We start from the raw sequence: 18673 nt of genomic DNA, 5'->3' as shown, positions 1-18673 counted from the left end.
TGTTTTTATATATTCTTCAATTGCATTTATTTTAAATTCTGCACTATAAGCTTTGTGCTTTATTGACATAAAAAATCACCCCATTATGTAGATTGGACTCGACCCTTTGTCGATTGTCTACATAATAGGGTTATGACCATTTCGCGAGGCCCTTTTAAAACATTTATTTATTGAAATATAGATTCTTTTAGTTGCTAAAGTTGATTATTTAATGACGAAATAGTGTCATCAAGCTTTTCTAAACTTGTAGTTTGAAGATCCATATTTGCAGCAATTTCTTCACATAATGCAGAATGCTCTTGAGAAATCGTAGAAACTCTTTCTATTATAGATAAAACATTATCTTTTTCAGAAGAAGCTACAGTTAGATTTTCTATACAACTATCTATCTCTTGAATTGAATCACCTATTGATGACTTTATGTCTGTAAAGCTACTCTTAGTGCTAAGAAGAGTTTTTTGTTGATTATCAATTGCTGAATTACCTGCTTGCATTGCTTTAGAAGTATCAAGAATATCAGATTTTATATCATCCAATATTTTAGTAATACTTTCAACTGATTGCTTTGAGTTCTCGGCTAGTTTTCTTACTTCGCCAGCAACTACAGAGAATCCTCTACCAGCTTCCCCTGCTCTTGCAGCTTCTATTGCAGCATTTAAAGAAAGTAAATTTGTTTGACTAGCAATTTGGCTTATAGAATCTGTTATAGTATTTACTGATTCTAGCTTTGATACAAGAGAGTTTACTGTTGAACTAACTATTGTGAAAGCATGTTGTAGAGATTTTAATGATTCATCTAAATCAGTAAATGTATTTAAGCCTGCATCTGCAACTTGATCAGTATCTAAAACAGCAATTTGAACATTGGTAACGTTATAAGCTAATTGTTCCATATGATTATTAAAGTTTGCTAATATATTGTTTACATTATTAATTTCTTCTGCTTGAGTAAGAGTTGCAGTTGTTAAGTTAGATAATGAGTTATTAACATCTTGAATTGCATTAGATATACTAGAGCTAGTATCACTTAACATAACCATCTCATTTTTAAAATTCTCATTTGTATTTTCTTTTTCATTAATATTATTGGAAATAAAGTCATCTGAAATTTCTTTAGTAACATCATTCAATGCTACATTTTTTTTCTTTGATTTAGAAAATAAACCCATATTAGTACCTCCTAATTTTATCTTTTCCATCTCGAGCCATTTCTTTTACTTTTTGGGGCGCACCTATAGATGTAATGACTTCAGAAAACCATCTTAAGGCCGATGTATCTTCACCAACTCTTCTATGTAATTCACCTATTAGGAACATAATAGAAAATCTATCCAATCCATACACTGGTAGGTTTTCATTTATAAATGTATCATTAAAGGCTATTAATGCTTGATTTATATAATTTTTTTCATTAATTTCATCCATTAACAACCTATACATCCAAGCAATTTTTAAACAAATCATAGCTTTTGTACTATTTTTACTTTCAATAATGAGTGAGTTAACTAAAGCTAATTTGTATCTTTCAATTGCAATTTTTTCAGTAAAGGGAGTATCATATTCACGATTAACCCATTTAGGAGTAATTTTATCCTTCACAAGTTTTATTTGAAATTCTCTAATTTTATTAAAGTCTGTTTTAAGAGCAGCGTAACCACAGCTTGGACATAACCATACTTCATAAAAATATGGATTTTCTACTGAATATCTTATAAATAAGTCAGAATCCCTAGAAGTAATCCTAGGGGCATTAACTTTTACAGTTGGTGTCCTAAAGGAATTTTTACAAACTGGACAAGTTACTCCTTTAAGAAATAAGTTTTTAGTTGCTTTATTAACATTATCGTCTTTTTTAATTGAATCTTTAGCGTTCGCATCCTTTAAAGAGTTTATCATAAGTTATCACCTCTATATTATACATATACCTAATTATAGCATAATATAGCAGATTTGTAGTTAAAACATTTACAAAAATGGAAAATGCAACTTAAAAATATACATTTTTAAATAATAAGCTACAAAATTAATAGTATTATGATATAAAATAGTTAATATAATTATTTGAGTACACAATAAAATAGAAATAATATATATTAATTAAGTGCGAAATATTCTGTAATTAAAGGTTATTAATTAGCTACATTTTTATCTATATGCAATAAAATCTTTATTTTATCGTATATACTTTAATAATTTAATTACACAATTTGATATTTTTGATATAATATTTAGGGTGAAGTTTGAAAAGGGTGATAAGATATGGCGATTCAAGATTGGAAAAGTTTTTTTATGCCTTATGAACAGGCTGTTGATGAACTAAAGGTAAAGCTTAGAAGCATTAGAAAGGAATATAGAAAGAAAAATGAATATTCTCCAATAGAATTTGTTACTGGAAGAGTAAAAGAGATTTCTAGTCTTCTAGAAAAAGCTAATAAATTTGAAATTCCTTTAGATAGGCTTCAATATGAAATTGAAGATATAGCTGGCATTAGAATAATGTGTCAATTTGTAGATGATATAGATAGAGTTGTGGAAATAATAAGAGCAAGAAAAGATATGCAAATTCTTTATGAAAAGGACTATGTTAGGGGAGTAAAGGAAAGTGGCTATAGAAGTTATCATGTTATAATTAAATATCCAATAAATATGGCAGAAGGCCAAAAAGAGATACTAGCTGAGTTTCAAATAAGAACTTTAGCAATGAATTTCTGGGCTACAATAGAGCACTCATTAAATTATAAATATAAGAAGCAGCTTCCGGATAATGTAAGAGAAAAGCTAAAAAAAGCAGCTGATGCAGCCTTTGAATTAGATGAGCAAATGCTTGATATTAAAGATGAAATTAAGGATGCTCAAAAGCTATTTGAAATAAAATCAGATATAATTTCAAGTATTATGCATAATATATTAACTCTTATATCACTAGGAAAATTTGCGGAAGCAAGTAGATATGAAAGTTCATTAAACAAGTTAATAGAGGATGGAGAAATATATGAACTTAACAATTTATTGGTGTCTATAAAAAGGGATGTAAATAAATATAGAGATTGAATTTAAGCTAAGAGTATGATTTTTATTAATTATACTCTTATTTTTTATATTAAAAATAAATTAATATAAAAAAATATGAAGAATATGGCTATTATTAATTAATTAATTAATTAATTTATAAAAATATAGATAAATTACCCAAAATGCGTTGACAATGATAATCCTTATCAACTATAATAATAATCAGTTGATATAGATTATCAAATAACGGGAGTGAGTATATGACTAAAAAATCTTTATTGGCTATTACTATTATTCTATCAGTAATATCCATATTCGTTGGAGTATCAAATATAAATATATTTAATATGGGAACTTCAGAAATCGAGGTTCTTATGATAAGTAGATTACCACGTTTGATAAGTATATTAGTTGCTGGAGTAGGTATGAGTATAAGTGGTGTAATAATGCAACAAATAAGTAATAATAAATTTATTTCACCAACTACAGCAGCAACAGTAGATTCTGCAAAACTTGGAGTGTTATTTTCTATAATAATATTTACATCTGCTAATATATTTGAAAAGATGGTTTTATCTTTTGTATTTTCTTTAGTAGGAACATTTATGTTTATGATGATATTAAAGAAAATAAAAATAAAAAATGTAATTTTTATTCCACTTGTAGGAATTATGCTAGGAAATGTAATAGGATCGATAACGGATTTTTTTGCATATAAGTACAATTTGACTCAAAGTATGGGAGCATTTTTACAAGGTAGTTTTTCAACAGTATTAAAGGGAAACTATGAAATACTATATTTAAGCATACCATTAGTAATTATAGCTTTTGCATATGTACATAAGTTTACCTTAGCAGGCATGGGAGAGGAAATGTCGGTAAGTCTTGGATTGAATTACAAAAGAGTTACTAACATAGGAGTTATAATAGTAGCTTTAATTTCATCATTGGTTGTAATAACGGTAGGGAGTATACCTTTTGTAGGATTAATAATCCCCAATATAGTTTCTATATGGAAAGGGGACAATCTGAAAAATAACATGCCTATAGTGGCTTTACTAGGTGCAAGCTTTGTTTTAGCTTGTGATATTATAAGTAGATTAATAATTGCACCATATGAAGTTCCTATAGATTTAACAATTGGCGTTATTGGAGCTGTAATATTCCTTTATTTAATATTTAGGAGGAATAAATAATGAGAAATAATAAGAAAAAAATAATTATAATGCTAATAATTGCAATAACCTTTCTAACATTGTTTGTAGTGTGGGGATTAAATGCAAAGAATTATAGATTTAATTTGTCTCTTAGAATTCCAAAAGTATTAGGTATATTAATAGCAGGAGGAACAATTTCAGTAGCATCGCTATTATTCCAGACAATAACTAATAATAGAATTATAACACCAAGCATTATAGGTTTAGATGCTTTATATAATTTAGTACAAACTATAGTGGTTTTTATATTTGGATCTACATCAATATTCATGGTTAATAAAACAATTAACTTTTTAGCATCAGGTACCCTAATGGTAGTCTTAGCAATGATTCTATTTAAAGTAGTTCTTAAAAGTGGAAGAAATAATATATTCTTCTTATTATTAGTAGGAACAGTTGTTGGAACATTATTTAGGAGTCTATCATCTTTCATGCAGGTTTTAATAGATCCAAATGAATTTGATGCACTTCAAACAAAGTTATTTGCCTCATTTAGTCTAGTTAATACAAAGATAATACTTATTTCTATTGTAATATTAGCAATAATGGCAGTTATCTTATATAAAGATTTTAATAAATTAGATGCTATGTCATTAGGTAGAGAACAAGCTATAAACTTAGGTGTTGATTACGATAAATTTAGCAAAAAAATACTAACGTTTGTTGCTATATTAGTTTCATTGTCAACAGCGTTAGTTGGACCTATTACATTCTTAGGAATAATAGTTGTTAATTTAACCTATGAAATAACTAAAACTTATAAGCATTCAGTTCTTCTTATAGTTGGTACACTTATAAGTATAATTGCTTTAGTTGGAGGTCAATTCTTTGTGGAAAGAATATTTAACTTTAATACAACTATAAGTATAATAATTAACTTTATTGGAGGAATTTACTTTATAAATCTATTATTAAGGGAGAGTAAGCTATGATAGAAGTAAGAAATATTAGTAAGAGTTATGGAAGTAAGAAAGTTTTAGATGATGTTTCTTTTAACATAGAGGAAGGTAAAATAACCTCGTTTATAGGGCCAAATGGTGCTGGAAAAAGTACTGTTTTATCTATAATATCAAGACTTATGGATTCTGATTCAGGAGAAGTTATTATAGATGGTAAGGAAATAAAAAAGTGGGACTCTAAGGAGTTATCAAAAAAATTATCAATATTAAAGCAAAGTAATAATTTAAATATAAGATTAACTATTAGAGAACTTGTTTCATTTGGAAGATTTCCATATTGTGAAGGTAAATTAAAAAAAGAAGATGAAAAACTTGTAGATAATGCACTAAGTTATATGAAGCTTGCTGACATTCAAGATAAGTATATTGATGAGTTAAGTGGTGGACAAAGACAAAGAGCATATATAGCAATGATAATTGCTCAAGATACAGATTATATACTTCTAGATGAGCCATTAAACAATTTGGATATGAAGCATTCAGCTGAAATGATGAAGATGCTTAGAGAAATGGTAAATGATTTAGGAAAAACTATAATAATTGTTATTCATGATATAAATTTTGCATCTTGTTATTCAGATAATATTGTTGCATTAAAAGATGGAAAATTAGTTAATCATACTACGACAGAAGAAATGATAACAGAAGATAACTTAAGTTGTCTTTATGATATGAATTTCAATATTAGAGAAGTAAACAATCAAAAAATATGCATTTATTTCTAAAAAGATTAGTTAGTAAAAAATAAAATTTATATAAAACAAAAAAATGGAGGTATTTTTCAATGAAAAAAAGACTTGCAATCATATTAAGTATGGTTATGTTATTATTAGTAGGAGTAGTAGGGTGTACCTCAGGTGATAAATCAGCTGAAGAGCCAGCACAAGAAGAAAATAAAACAATTGTTGTTACAGATCAAAAAGGTGAAGTAGAAGTTCCTGTTAATCCAAAGAATGTTGTAGTTTTAGATTACGGTTCATTAGATATAATGAGTAAGTTAGGGGTTGAGCCAGTAGCGTTACCAAAAGGCTCACTACCATCATATTTAGATAAATACAAAGATGACAAATATGTTGATTTAGGTTCATTAAAAGAATTTGATTTAGAAAAAATTAATGCAGCAGAACCAGATTTAATTATAATAGAAGGAAGACAAGAGTCTTATTATGAAGATTTAAAGAAAATTGCTCCAGTATTATATTTAGGTACAGTTAATAGTGATGTATTTGCTTCAGCAGAAAATAATGCTAAAATCTTAGGACAAGTATTTAATAAAGAAGAAGGCGTTACAGCTGAATTAGAAAGCATAAATAAGAGATTAGAAGCAGTAAGTGCAAAAGTTAAAGAAAATAACTCAACAGCTTTAATGACAATGTTTAATGAAGGTTCATTATCAGTTTATGGTACAGGATCAAGATATGATATGGTTTATAGCAAGTTCGGATTTATTCCAGCAGATACAGAAATAGAAGTATCAAATCATGGACAAAATATTTCGTTTGAATACTTAAAAGAAAAGAATCCAGATTACTTATTCGTTTTAGATAGAGGAGCTATAACTGGAACTCAGGAATCAGTTAAAGAAGCTGTAGAAAATGAGTTAATAAAGACAACTAAAGCTTATCAAGATGGACATATAGTATATGTAAATCCACAAGCTTGGTATGTTGGTGGAAGTGGAATAATGGCAATAGATACTATAATTTCAGATATGGAAGCTGCATTAGGAATAAAATAATAGAATAGATAAATGGAATAAAGGGGAATTTAACTTTTGTTAAATTCCCTTTTTATTTATAAAATAAACTTTTATATATTAAATTGTTAATTAAATACAATAGTTTATAGAAAAAAGTATAATTTGTACATTTTATTTTTAGATTTTCATAAAAGTAAATTTAGCTATTTACAATGGATAATTATTATTATATAATAATAGCATCACAAGGATTTGATAAAAGTTATAGAAAATAAATTATTGAATTAGATATAAATGAGGAGGAGTTTAGATTATGAAAAAATTTGTTTGTACAGTATGTGGATACGTTCATGAAGGGGATACAGCACCAGAAGTATGTCCAGTATGTAAGGTAGGTGCTGATAAGTTCATGGAACAATCAGGAGACTTAGCTTGGGCAGATGAACATAGAGTAGGAGTTGCTAAAGATGTAGATCCAAGAGTTATGGAAGGATTACAAGCTAACTTCGTAGGAGAATGTACAGAAGTAGGAATGTACTTAGCAATGTCAAGACAAGCTGATAGAGAAGGATTCCCAGAAGTTGCAGAAGCATATAAGAGAATAGCTTTCGAAGAAGCAGAACACGCTGCAAAATTTGCAGAATTAATAGGAGAAGTAGTTGTTGCTGATACAAAAGCTAACTTACAAGCTAGAGTAAATGCAGAACACGGAGCTTGCCAAGGAAAGAAAGATTTAGCAACATTAGCTAAACAATTAAACTTAGATGCAATCCATGACACAGTTCATGAAATGTGCAAAGATGAAGCTAGACATGGACAAGCGTTCAAAGGATTATTAGACAGATATTTCGGACAAAACTAATTTACCTAATTACTTATAGGGTATAGTTTAAAAAGAGTGTTGTATTATTAAGTTAATACAACACTCTTTTTTAATTAGAAAAATAAAAAAATGAAAGAGTGAAGAAGTGAAGGAGATAATTCACCTTCGTTGAATTATGTAATGGAAGCTTGTTTGTGGTATAAATATACAAATGCATAGAGAAAAAATAAGAATTTATAATAATAATTAAAGTGGTAGGTTAAATGAGCTGAATTATAGTAAAAAACAAATTTAAATAAGAGAGTTAAGGGAAATGTTTTGATTAATATATTTGGATACATTTTTAATATATGATATCATAAGTTTAGATATTAGTTTGCTTAATAAGGAAGGGGAAGGGTATCTATGAAGGAATTATATAGTGTTTTAATTGTAGATGATGAGAGTATATTGAGGAATGGATTAAAGCATATATGTGATTGGGAAAAAGAAGGTTTTCAATTAATTGGAGAAGCTGCTAATGGTAAAGAGGCATTAGAAATAATTAAAGATAAAGAACCTAACATAGTTATTACAGATCTAATTATGCCAGAAATTGATGGAGTAGAGTTGACTAAGATAATAAAAAAAGATTACCCTAATACGAAAGTTCTTGTATTAAGTAATGTTTCAGAATTTGAATATGTTAAAGATACTTTTAAATATGGAATACATGATTATTTATTGAAAACAGAAGCTAGTGCTGAAAGTATTGTACCGATTTTGAAAAATATGATTGATGAAATACATTATATAGATAATAAGAATAAGAGAATAGATAAGATAGAAAAGTTAGAAAATGATTTAACTAGTTTAATATTATATAGAAGAATAGATGATAATGATTTAGCTAGCTTGAAAGAATACTTTTATATGAATAATTTTTACGTTATGATGACAGAAATGTATCAATTAGATGAAGAATATGTAGATTTGAAAGAAATGCATTATGAAATAAAGAATAAATTTAATAATGTTATGAATGAAAATCCATATATAGTTTTATTGATTAAAAATAAATTAATAGTTGTTATTAATTATGATAAATATAAAAATATTAAATTAAAGAAAGACATTAATTTAATGGCAGAAGATATTATGAAAGAATTTAATGTAAAAACTTTTGTAATAAGTGAGAGTATAGAAAAGATAAGTGAGATTTATTTAGCTTATGATGAATGTATAAGAATAAGTAAAAAAGCTATTTATTTCAATGAAGCTTTAATTGGTATAAAAGATATAAAAGAATCTAATGTGACTACTAAATTCGATTATGATAGTTTAAATTCATATATTGGAAAATTAAACTTTACAGAAGTTATAAACTTAGTGAAAGAATACTTTTACAGTCTTAAGGAAAACGTTTGTATAGATGAGTATGATTTGAAAAAGTTCTCTCAGAATCTAATTTATAATGCTCTAAATACAATAGAAAGTCTTGACTCAGAGCTTATAAATATTTCAAGAAAAAAGATAATTCTATTCAAACAAATTGATATTGCAAGGTCTTTTGATGAAATTATAAAGATAGTTGTAGAAACTTTTGAATATATTGAGGAACTATCAAAAAATAAATTAGATTCAAGAAATGATAATTTTATAATAAAAATAGTAAAAGATTATGTTGATAAAAATTATAGAGATGAAATATCAGTAGCTTCAATTTCTAAAGATTTAAATATTAATTATAATTATTTATCTTATTGCTTTAAAAATGAAACAAATGAAAATTTAAGTTCTTATATAAGTAGAATTAGAGTTGAAAAGGCGAAGCTTTATTTAGAAGACTTAAAAATACCTATATCAAATATAAGTGAAATGGTAGGATTTTCAGAACATAATTATTTTTCTAAAATCTTTAAAAAATATACTTCTGTAACTCCTAGTGAATATAGAAGGATGGCAAAATTAAATGATAAGAAAAGATAGTATTTTTAATAGAGTTCTTTGGATAAATAGTATTTATATTTCTATAATCTGTTTTCTTTTAACTGTACTAAGTATAAACATATCAAAGAAAATAATAGTTGAACAAGCTATAAATAATTTTAATAATGATTTTGCATATATACAAAAAGACTTGATGGAATATAATTACGAAATTGTACAAGGATTAACTAAGATAAGTAAAAGTCATGCTTTTAAGGAATACTTAACTCAGCCAATCGGAGATAATGTAAAGCTATTTAATACAGTAGTTTCTTTAGGAAACTACATGGAATCAAATAGAGAATACTTAACACCTAAAAATTCTCATATTGTAGCTGTAGGAAATAATTCAATGTATTATTCAACAAATTCATTGCATTGGGATATAGAACTTAAAGATATATTTGATAATTTAAATTTAAAAAGTGATAGTTTTAATATAGGATATAGAATTGCAAATACTTCAAATATAAAATCCATAAAATATAAAAATTCTTTGTTAGCTATTAAGCCTTTAATTGATAACAATAATAAAAATCTTTATGGACATATGTACTTAGTTATTGATGAAAGAGCAATTTATAGTATGTATGAAAGATATTTAGTAGATGGGATGACTTTCTCGTTATTATCATCAGATGGACAGGTTATGTCTAGTAGCAATTCTAGTAAAATTACTTCTTACGATTATGATTTATTAAATTATTGTCAAAATGATAAAAATTCACCGATCAAAGTTAAAAAGAAAGGTTTAAGTCATACGATAATTTCAAATTATATTCCTTTTTTTGACGCATATTTTGTTGCTGATATAAATGAAGCATCTGTTTCTAATAGCCTAAATAGCTTGAAATACTATATGATAATAATAATAGGAATAAGCTTAGTGTTAATTATAGGAGCAACTTATATAATATCTTATAAGTTTTCAAAGCCATTACTTTCTTTAGTGGATTTAATGTCAAAGGGAAGCCTTGAGCCAATAGATGATAATAAGAGTAAAATGAATGAGACCTATGAAATTAGAGTTCTAACAGAAGCTTATGATGATATGATAGAGAAAATAGATTACTATGTAAAAAATCTTATATCAGAGGAAGAAGAGAGACGAAAAGCAGAGCTAAATGCATTGCAAATGCAAATAAATCCTCATTTCTTATATAATACACTGAGTACAATTAAGTACTTAGCAAGAAGCGAGAAGATAAATGAAGTTGAAAATACAATAGATGCTTTAATTTCTATTTTAAGAAATACCATAGGGACAACTGAAGAAATGGCAACAATAGAATCAGAAATAGAAAATTTAAAGCAATATGTTTATATCAATAAGTTAAGGTTTGGGGGAGAAACTAACGTAACATTCAAAGTAGATGAAAGTTGTAAAAATTTATTAATCCCTAAACTAATAATTCAGCCATTTATTGAAAATGCATTTTTTCATGCGTTCACTGGAAATTCAAGAGGAGAAATTAATGTATTTATAAATAAATGTGGCAATTTTATTTTGGTTGAAATAATGGATAATGGAATTGGAATGGAAGTTACAGATATAAATAAGCTAAAGAAGAAAAAAATAAAGGGTGGCATTGGAATTAAAAATGTCGATGAGAGAATTAAATTAATATATGGAGAAGAATTCGGAGTAAAGATAGATAGCGAATTAGGGTATGGAACAATAATTTCTATAAAAATACCAGTATCAAAAGATCAAGATGAGAAATTCTCAATATAAATTTATAATTTTTATAGAAATATGTAAAGAGAGATAGTTTATTACACTATCTCTTATTTAAATTAAATTAAAAGGTGTGAAATTATGATGAAAAAATATCAATTTAATGAAAAAGTATAAATCAAAATAATGCTCAATTTAAAAGCTTTCAAAAGTACTAAAATCATTACTAAACGTTTTCATGATGGATTTGCTATTATATAAACATAAAGAGAGTTGGAGGGATTTATATGAAAATTAAAAAGTTATTAAGTACTATAATGGCATTTACAATGGCGACTACAGTTTTTGTAGGATGTAGTAATAAAGCAAAAGATGAGCCAAATGCAAATGGAGGAGAAAAAAAGTTAGTTGCTTGGTGCTGGGATCAATCTTTTAATGGAGCTGCTTTAAAAATAGCAGAGGAGCTTTACAAAAAAGATAATCCAGATTTCAATTTAGAAATTGTAGATATGTCTAAGATAGACTTAGAGCAAAAGCTTAATACTAATTTAGTTTCAGGAGTAACTACTGGCTTACCAGATATTATTTTAGCTAACGATATAAATATTGCTAAATATATTAATTCATATGATGGAGCATTTACAGATTTAAGTGGAGCTATTAAATTTGATGAATTCTCAAAATATAAAGTTGATAGTGTAACTGTTAATGGAAAGCAATATGCAATACCTTTTGATATTGGATCAGCTGGGATGTTCTATAGAAGAGATTATTTAGAACAAGCTGGATTCAAATCAGAAGATTTACAAAATATAACATGGGAAAAATATATTGAAATGGGTAAAGTAGTTAAGGAAAAGACAGGAAAAGATATGCTTACAGTTAACCCTAATGAAGATACATTAATTCCTATAATTATGAATTCTGCTGGTTCTTGGTTCACAACAGAAGATAATAAAGCTAACTTTGTTGGAAATAAAGCTTTAGAAGAATCATTAAAGGTATTTAAAGAATTATCTACTTCTGGAATTGCAAAGCCTGTAACTGGTTGGAGCGAATTTGTTGGAAGCTTTAATAATGGAGATGTTGCAACAGTTATTTCTGCAGTATGGCAAATTCCAACTATAATGGATGCTAAAGATCAATCAGGTAAGTGGGGAGTAGCTCCTATACCTCGTTTAAGTAACATAGAAGGTGCAAAAAATGCTTCAAATGAAGGTGGATCAAGCTGGATGGTATTAGAATCATCTAAGAGCAAGGATTTAGCTATAGATTTCTTATCTAAGACAATAGGAGGAAGTAGTGATTTTTATTCTGAATTCTTAACTAATAATGGTGGAGTTGGATCATACACAAAGGCTTTTGAAAGTGAAGCCTATTCTAAAGAAATAGAATTCTTTGGTGGTGAAAAAGTATATCAAATATTCTCAGAATGGTCAAAAGAAGTACCAGGAATAACTGTTGGTATGTACACTCAAGAAGCAAAAGATGCTTTAAAGACTGAGTTTTCTAACATAGTAAATGGGGGAGATATAAATAAGTCTTTAGAGGCAATGCAAAATCTTTTTGAACAACAAGTACAGTAAGACAATGGAAAATTAATAATGGATAATTTAGGATAAAACTTTTAAAGGAGTTTTGAAATTGAGATTCTAGGAGTTTGGTGCAAGTTCAATCCTTAATTATGCATTGGCAATTATCAATTATAACTGGGCTACCATATGGTAGTCCAAATTTTTAAAGACAGTTTGGGCGGTGGTATTTATATGCAAAACAGTTTAGCATACAAGAAAAAAAGAAAGATTAATATAAATAGCTGGAAATTTATTTTACTTCCAACATTTTTAATACTTATATTTAGTTTTTACCCTATGATTCAAGCATTTATTTTATCATTTCAATCAGGAAAAGGACTATCTACTGAGTTTAGTGGAATAAATAATTATATTAGATTATTTAAAGATCCAGTTTTTAAACAAGCTGTTAAGAATACTTTAATTTATTTAGTAATACAAGTTCCAGTTATGCTTATTTTAGGATTGATTATTGCTAATTTATTAAATAGCAAATATATAAGATTTAAAGGATTTTTTAGGACAGCTATATTTTTACCATGTATAACATCATTAGTAGCTTACTCAGTTCTATTTAAAAGTCTATTTTCTGTAGATGGTGTTGTTAATAAATTTCTAATGTTCATAAATGTTATAGATGTACCTATTGCTTGGTTGCTTGATCCATTTTGGGCAAAGGTAGTTATAATTATAGCAATTACTTGGAGATGGACAGGATATAATATGATGTTTTATTTAGCTGCTATGCAAAATATAGATAGTAGTATTTATGAAGCTGCCAGAGTTGATGGAGCTACTGGGTTTAAGCAACTTTTCAAAATAACTATCCCTATGTTAAAGCCAATAATTCTTTTTACAGCAATAACATCTACAAATGGAACATTACAGTTATTTGATGAAGCAATGAATATAACTGCTGGTGGGCCAGGAAATGCAACTATGACAATATCACAATATATATATAATTTATCCTTTGTATATACTCCTAATTTTGGTTATGCAGCAACAGTTTCATATGCAATAGTATTTATGGTAGCTGTTTTAGCAATTATACAAAGTAAAGTGGCAGGTGATAAAAATGAGTAAAAGAAACAAGATTTTTTCTTATATATTTTTAATTGCTGCATCAGCTTTATCAATCTTCCCATTTTTATGGATGATTATTGGTGCAACTAATTCATCAACTGAAATTACTAAAGGGAAAATGACATTTGGTGGAGAACTTATAAATAATATAACTAATTTATTTAATACTGTAGATGTAACAGCAGGGATATGGATGTCTATTAAAGTAGCTTTATTAGGTACTATATTAACACTTATAATATGCTCTATGGCAGGATATGGATTTGAAGTTTTTAAAAGCAAAAGAAGCGAAAAAGTCATGGGATTTATTATGCTATCAATGATGATGCCATTTGCAGCTATTATGGTGCCATTATTTAAATTATTTAGTAAAATCGGTTTACTTGACACTAGTATGGCTCTAATTTTACCTGGAATTTCTACAGCTTATTTAATTTACTTCTTTAGGCAAAATACAAAATCATTTCCGTATGAAATATTAGAAGCGGCTAGAGTAGATGGGGTAGGTGAGTATGGTTCATTTTTTAGAATTTATCTTCCAACGATGAAATCAACTTATGCAGCAGCAGCCATTATTACTTTCATGAATTATTGGAATTCATTTTTATGGCCATTAGTATCTATTCAATCACCAGATAAAAGGACGCTACCATTAGTTATATCATCACTTGCAACGGCATATAGTCCAGATTATGGTATGATAATGGTTTCTATTATAATAACTACAATACCATCCGCACTAATTTTCTTCTTGATGCAAAAGAACTTTGTAGAAGGAATAGTTGGATCAGTTAAATAGATTATTATAGAGATTGATAGATATTACTATTTTAAGTTTTATATGAGAATAATAATAAAGTAATATAAGGAGAATTCGTATGGAGAATATTTTTAATAAGTTTTTACATGGAGCAGATTATAATCCAGAACAATGGCTTGATTATCCTGATATTTTTGAGAAGGATATAGAACTTATGAAAAAAGCTCATTGTAATGTTATGTCAATTGGAATATTTTCTTGGGCAGCTTTAGAACCGGAAGAAGGAGTATTTAACTTTGAATGGCTTGATAAAGTTATAAATACACTATATGAAAATGGAATAAATACAATACTTGCAACCCCAAGTGGAGCAAGACCAGCATGGTTATCTAAAAAGTATCCAGAAGTTTTAAGAGTAGCTGAAAATAGAGTTAGAAATCTTCATGGATTTAGACATAATCATTGCTATACATCTCCTATTTATAGAGAAAAGACTGCAATTTTAAATGGAAAACTAGCAGAAAGATATGCTAATAATCCAGCAGTTATAATGTGGCATATTTCTAATGAATATGGTGGAGAGTGCCATTGTGAGCTTTGTCAAGAAGAGTTTAGAAAATGGTTAAAAGAAAAATATAAAACTTTAGATAGCTTAAATAAGAAATGGTGGACAACGTTTTGGAGTCATACATTTACTTCATGGGATCAAATAGAAAGTCCATCACCTATAGGAGAAAATCAAGTGCATGCTTTAAATCTAGATTGGAAGAGGTTTGTAACGGATAGAACTATAGATTTTATGAGGCATGAAATAGATACTGTTAAAAAGTATAATTCAAGTATTCCAGCAACTACTAATTTTATGTATTACTATGAGGGATTAAATTATTTTAAGTTTAAAGATTATGTTGATGTAGTTTCATATGATTCTTATCCAGAATGGCATAGCGAAAGCAATATAGAGTCCGCTTATAAGGTGGCTGCTTATTTTGATATTATGAGAAGTATAAAAGGAAAACCATTTATGCTTATGGAAAGTACACCAAGCATGACTAATTGGCAAAGAGTAAGCAAACTTAAGAAACCAGGAATGCATAAGTTAGCGTCTATACAAGCTGTAGCTCATGGTTCGAATACAGTACAATATTTTCAATGGAGAAAAAGTAGAGGATCTAGTGAGAAACTTCACGGAGCTGTTGTAGATCATTATGGCAAAGAAGATACAAGAGTATTTAATGATGTAGTAGAGGTTGGTATCACGTTAGAAAAAATAAATGATGTTATTGACTCAAAGTTAGAATCAAAAGTAGCAATAGTTTTTGATTGGGAAAATATGTGGGCTTTAAAAGACTCTCAAGGACCAAGAAATATAGGATTAAATTATATTGATATAATAACAGAATACTATAAAGTATTTTGGGAGCTTGGAATAAATGTAGATTTTGTAGATATGGAGGGCGATATTGATAAGTATGATCTAGTAATTGCGCCAATATTATATATGACTAGAAGTGAATATCAAGATAAAATTAGAGCATTTGTAGAAAAAGGCGGCAATTTTGTGATGACGTATTGGTCAAGTATCGTAAATGATGTAGATTTATGCTATCTTGGGGGATTTCCTGGGAAATTAATGGATGTTTTTGGACTTAGAAGTGAAGAAGTAGACGCTTTATATGATTATGAAGTTAACGAAATAAGAGTCAAAAAAGATAATAAAATCTATAAATGTACACATATATGTGACTTAATTCATGCAAGTGAAGCAGAAGTACTAGCAGAATATAATAGTGATTTTTATAAAGGAATGCCTGCTTTAACAAAAAATTCTTATGGAAATGGAAATGCCTATTATATAGCATCAAGAATGGATGGAGAATTTAATAAGGATTTCTTAAGTAAATTAATAAGTGATATAGGAATAAAAAGAAATTTAGGGGTTGAGTTACCTTTTGGTGTTACTATAACCAAAAGAGAAGATGATTTAAATGAATATTTATTTATACAAAATTATTCAGATGAAAAAAGAGAAATTAATTTAGAAGAATATTGCCTTAAGGATATAATAAATAATAATAAGATATCTAACAAAATATTATTAAATCCATATGATGTTGTGATTTGCGAGAAAGAAAAATAAATTAAATGAATGTGATTAATATTTAGAATAAATTATAAATGTATAGTTTACATTAATATAGTTTCTAAACTATATAGTGAAATAGTGAAGGGGAAAATTTTATTGAAGATTTTTTCCCTTCATTTTTTTATGTTTTCACTATTGAATTTTTCTTCTTTCATTAATAAATTACTATACCCTTTAAATGATTATAAAAAGTGGATATAATTATAATATATGGTGTATAATGAATAATTAACAATGAATTATTCATTAGATATATTATTGGAGGTGATAAGATGAGTGCATCTATTTTAATATTAATAGTCTTTACTATTAATATTTTATCTGCAATATCATTAATATTTATAGAAAGAAAAGAACCAACGACTACATGGGCATGGTTATTAATATTAATAGTTCTTCCAGGGGTTGGATTTATAATATATTTAATATTTGGCCAAAATCTAAATAGACAAAAAATATTTAGAGAAAAGAAAGTAACTGATAATAAAAAGGCAAGAGATTTAATTGAAAGATTTAAAGAAGAAAAAAAATCTCAAAGAATATCAAAAGAGTATGTGGATCTTATAATGATGAATTATAATCATTCAGGAGCATTATATACAACTGGAAATAATATTAAGAGTTACATTAATGGAGAAGAAAAGTTCAAGGATTTGATAAATGACATAAGGTCTGCTAAAGATTTCATACATATTGAATATTATATATTTAGATTAGATAGTTTAGGAAAAACTATATTGAATGAATTAAAGAAAAAAGTAGATGAAGGGGTAGAAGTAAGACTTTTAGTTGATGGAATGGGATCTAAGAACATAAGAAATAAACATATAAAGTACATAAGAAGCTTAGGAATAAAATTTGCAGTGTTTTTTCCAGGAATATTACCATATGTTAATATACGTATAAATTATAGAAATCATAGAAAAATTGTTGTAATAGATGGCAAGGTTGGGTATGTAGGTGGATTTAACGTTGGAGATGAATATGTAAATAAAGGTAAGCAGTTTGATTTTTGGAGAGATACACATATAAGAGTCCAAGGAGAAGCTGTAAATGAGCTTAATAAAAGGTTTATTCTAGATTGGGATTATGCGTCAGAAGGAGAACTTAAAAGTTATGAAAAATACTTCAATAAACAAAAAAGCTATGGTGATGTTGGAATACAAATAATATCATCAGGGCCTGACCATAAAGAAGAATATATAAAGAATGCATATATGAAAATAATTAATAATGCAAAGAAAAATGTATATATCCAAACTCCTTATTTAGTACCAGATGAACCTATGAAAGAAGCCTTGAGGATTGCAGCGTTATCTGGAGTGGATGTTAGGTTAATGGTGCCAGGCAAACCAGATCACTTCTTTATGGAGTGGATATTAAGCGCTAATATTGGAGAACTCATAGAGTGTGGTGTCAAGATATACAGATATCAAAAAGGTTTTATACATTCAAAAACTATGGTTGCTGATGGAAAGGTATGTAGTATTGGTACTGCAAATCTAGATATAAGAAGTTTTCAATTAAATTTTGAGATAAATGCATTTATATTTGATGATAGATTTGCAAAGGAACAAGAAGAAATTTTCTATAAAGATATTGATGATTGTAATTTAGTAACTATAGAAGAATATGATAATAGAGGTAGATGCTTAAGGATAAAAGAGGCGTTAATAAGGTTAATTGCTCCAATATTATAATGTTAAAATTATATGAACCTCTTTCGATATATTGACAAAAGGTTTCGGTTT

At 27.5% G+C, this 18673-nt stretch carries 15 protein-coding genes; 13 read left to right on the top strand and 2 right to left on the bottom strand.

What is annotated here, in order from left to right; translation table 11 throughout:
- Window positions 1–194: 194 nt before the first annotated feature.
- Complete coding sequence (locus J2Z25_RS05145) at window positions 195–1169, bottom strand: methyl-accepting chemotaxis protein (RefSeq protein WP_008680428.1); 975 nt, start codon at window positions 1167–1169, stop codon at window positions 195–197.
- 1 nt (window position 1170) lies between these two features.
- On the bottom strand, window positions 1171–1896 hold the full coding sequence (locus J2Z25_RS05140) for a DUF2225 domain-containing protein (protein WP_209738898.1): 726 nt from the start codon (window positions 1894–1896) through the stop codon (window positions 1171–1173).
- A 363-nt stretch (window positions 1897–2259) separates the two neighbouring features.
- Between J2Z25_RS05140 and yjbM the strand changes: the two genes are divergently transcribed.
- The 13 genes from yjbM (at window position 2260) to cls (ending at window position 18622) form a co-directional block, all read left to right on the top strand.
- Window positions 2260–3051 (top strand): GTP diphosphokinase, encoded by a 792-nt coding sequence (gene yjbM / locus J2Z25_RS05135; RefSeq protein WP_209738896.1) that lies wholly within the window; start codon window positions 2260–2262, stop codon window positions 3049–3051.
- A 221-nt stretch (window positions 3052–3272) separates the two neighbouring features.
- Window positions 3273–4208 (top strand): ABC transporter permease, encoded by a 936-nt coding sequence (locus tag J2Z25_RS05130; protein WP_209738895.1) that lies wholly within the window; start codon window positions 3273–3275, stop codon window positions 4206–4208.
- Window positions 4208–5161: an iron chelate uptake ABC transporter family permease subunit gene (locus J2Z25_RS05125; RefSeq protein ID WP_209738893.1), complete on the top strand. Its 954-nt coding sequence runs from the start codon at window positions 4208–4210 to the stop codon at window positions 5159–5161. Before J2Z25_RS05130 ends, J2Z25_RS05125 begins: the two co-directional genes overlap by 1 nt.
- Complete coding sequence (locus J2Z25_RS05120) at window positions 5158–5913, top strand: iron ABC transporter ATP-binding protein (protein ID WP_209738891.1); 756 nt, start codon at window positions 5158–5160, stop codon at window positions 5911–5913. The genes J2Z25_RS05125 and J2Z25_RS05120 overlap by 4 nt, the downstream gene beginning before the upstream one ends.
- A gap of 59 nt (window positions 5914–5972) precedes the next feature.
- The gene (locus J2Z25_RS05115) at window positions 5973–6926 is read left to right on the top strand and encodes a siderophore ABC transporter substrate-binding protein (protein ID WP_209738889.1); all 954 of its coding nucleotides are present in this window, start codon (window positions 5973–5975) and stop codon (window positions 6924–6926) included.
- Between the two features lie 274 nt (window positions 6927–7200).
- Window positions 7201–7749: an NADH peroxidase gene (locus J2Z25_RS05110; RefSeq protein ID WP_008677212.1), complete on the top strand. Its 549-nt coding sequence runs from the start codon at window positions 7201–7203 to the stop codon at window positions 7747–7749.
- Window positions 7750–8115: 366 nt separating this feature from the next.
- On the top strand, window positions 8116–9678 hold the full coding sequence (locus J2Z25_RS05105) for a response regulator transcription factor (protein ID WP_209738884.1): 1563 nt from the start codon (window positions 8116–8118) through the stop codon (window positions 9676–9678).
- Window positions 9662–11413 (top strand): sensor histidine kinase, encoded by a 1752-nt coding sequence (locus tag J2Z25_RS05100; protein WP_209738883.1) that lies wholly within the window; start codon window positions 9662–9664, stop codon window positions 11411–11413. The genes J2Z25_RS05105 and J2Z25_RS05100 overlap by 17 nt, the downstream gene beginning before the upstream one ends.
- Window positions 11414–11643: 230 nt before the next feature.
- On the top strand, window positions 11644–12942 hold the full coding sequence (locus J2Z25_RS05095) for an ABC transporter substrate-binding protein (protein WP_209738881.1): 1299 nt from the start codon (window positions 11644–11646) through the stop codon (window positions 12940–12942).
- 180 nt (window positions 12943–13122) lie between these two features.
- A complete protein-coding gene (locus tag J2Z25_RS05090) occupies window positions 13123–14016 on the top strand; it encodes a carbohydrate ABC transporter permease (protein ID WP_209738880.1) in 894 nt (297 codons plus the stop codon).
- A complete protein-coding gene (locus J2Z25_RS05085; protein WP_097034349.1) occupies window positions 14009–14815 on the top strand; it encodes a carbohydrate ABC transporter permease in 807 nt (268 codons plus the stop codon). Before J2Z25_RS05090 ends, J2Z25_RS05085 begins: the two co-directional genes overlap by 8 nt.
- 79 nt (window positions 14816–14894) lie before the next feature.
- Window positions 14895–16916: a beta-galactosidase gene (locus J2Z25_RS05080; RefSeq protein WP_209738878.1), complete on the top strand. Its 2022-nt coding sequence runs from the start codon at window positions 14895–14897 to the stop codon at window positions 16914–16916.
- Window positions 16917–17194: 278 nt separating this feature from the next.
- Entirely contained in the window at window positions 17195–18622 is a 1428-nt protein-coding gene (gene cls / locus J2Z25_RS05075; protein WP_097034351.1) for a cardiolipin synthase, read from the top strand.
- The last annotated feature ends 51 nt before the right edge of the window (window positions 18623–18673 follow it).

This window comes from Clostridium tertium, assembly GCF_017873245.1.
Lineage (GTDB): Bacteria > Bacillota > Clostridia > Clostridiales > Clostridiaceae > Clostridium > Clostridium tertium.
This window is presented reverse-complemented; position numbering and strand designations above follow the sequence as displayed.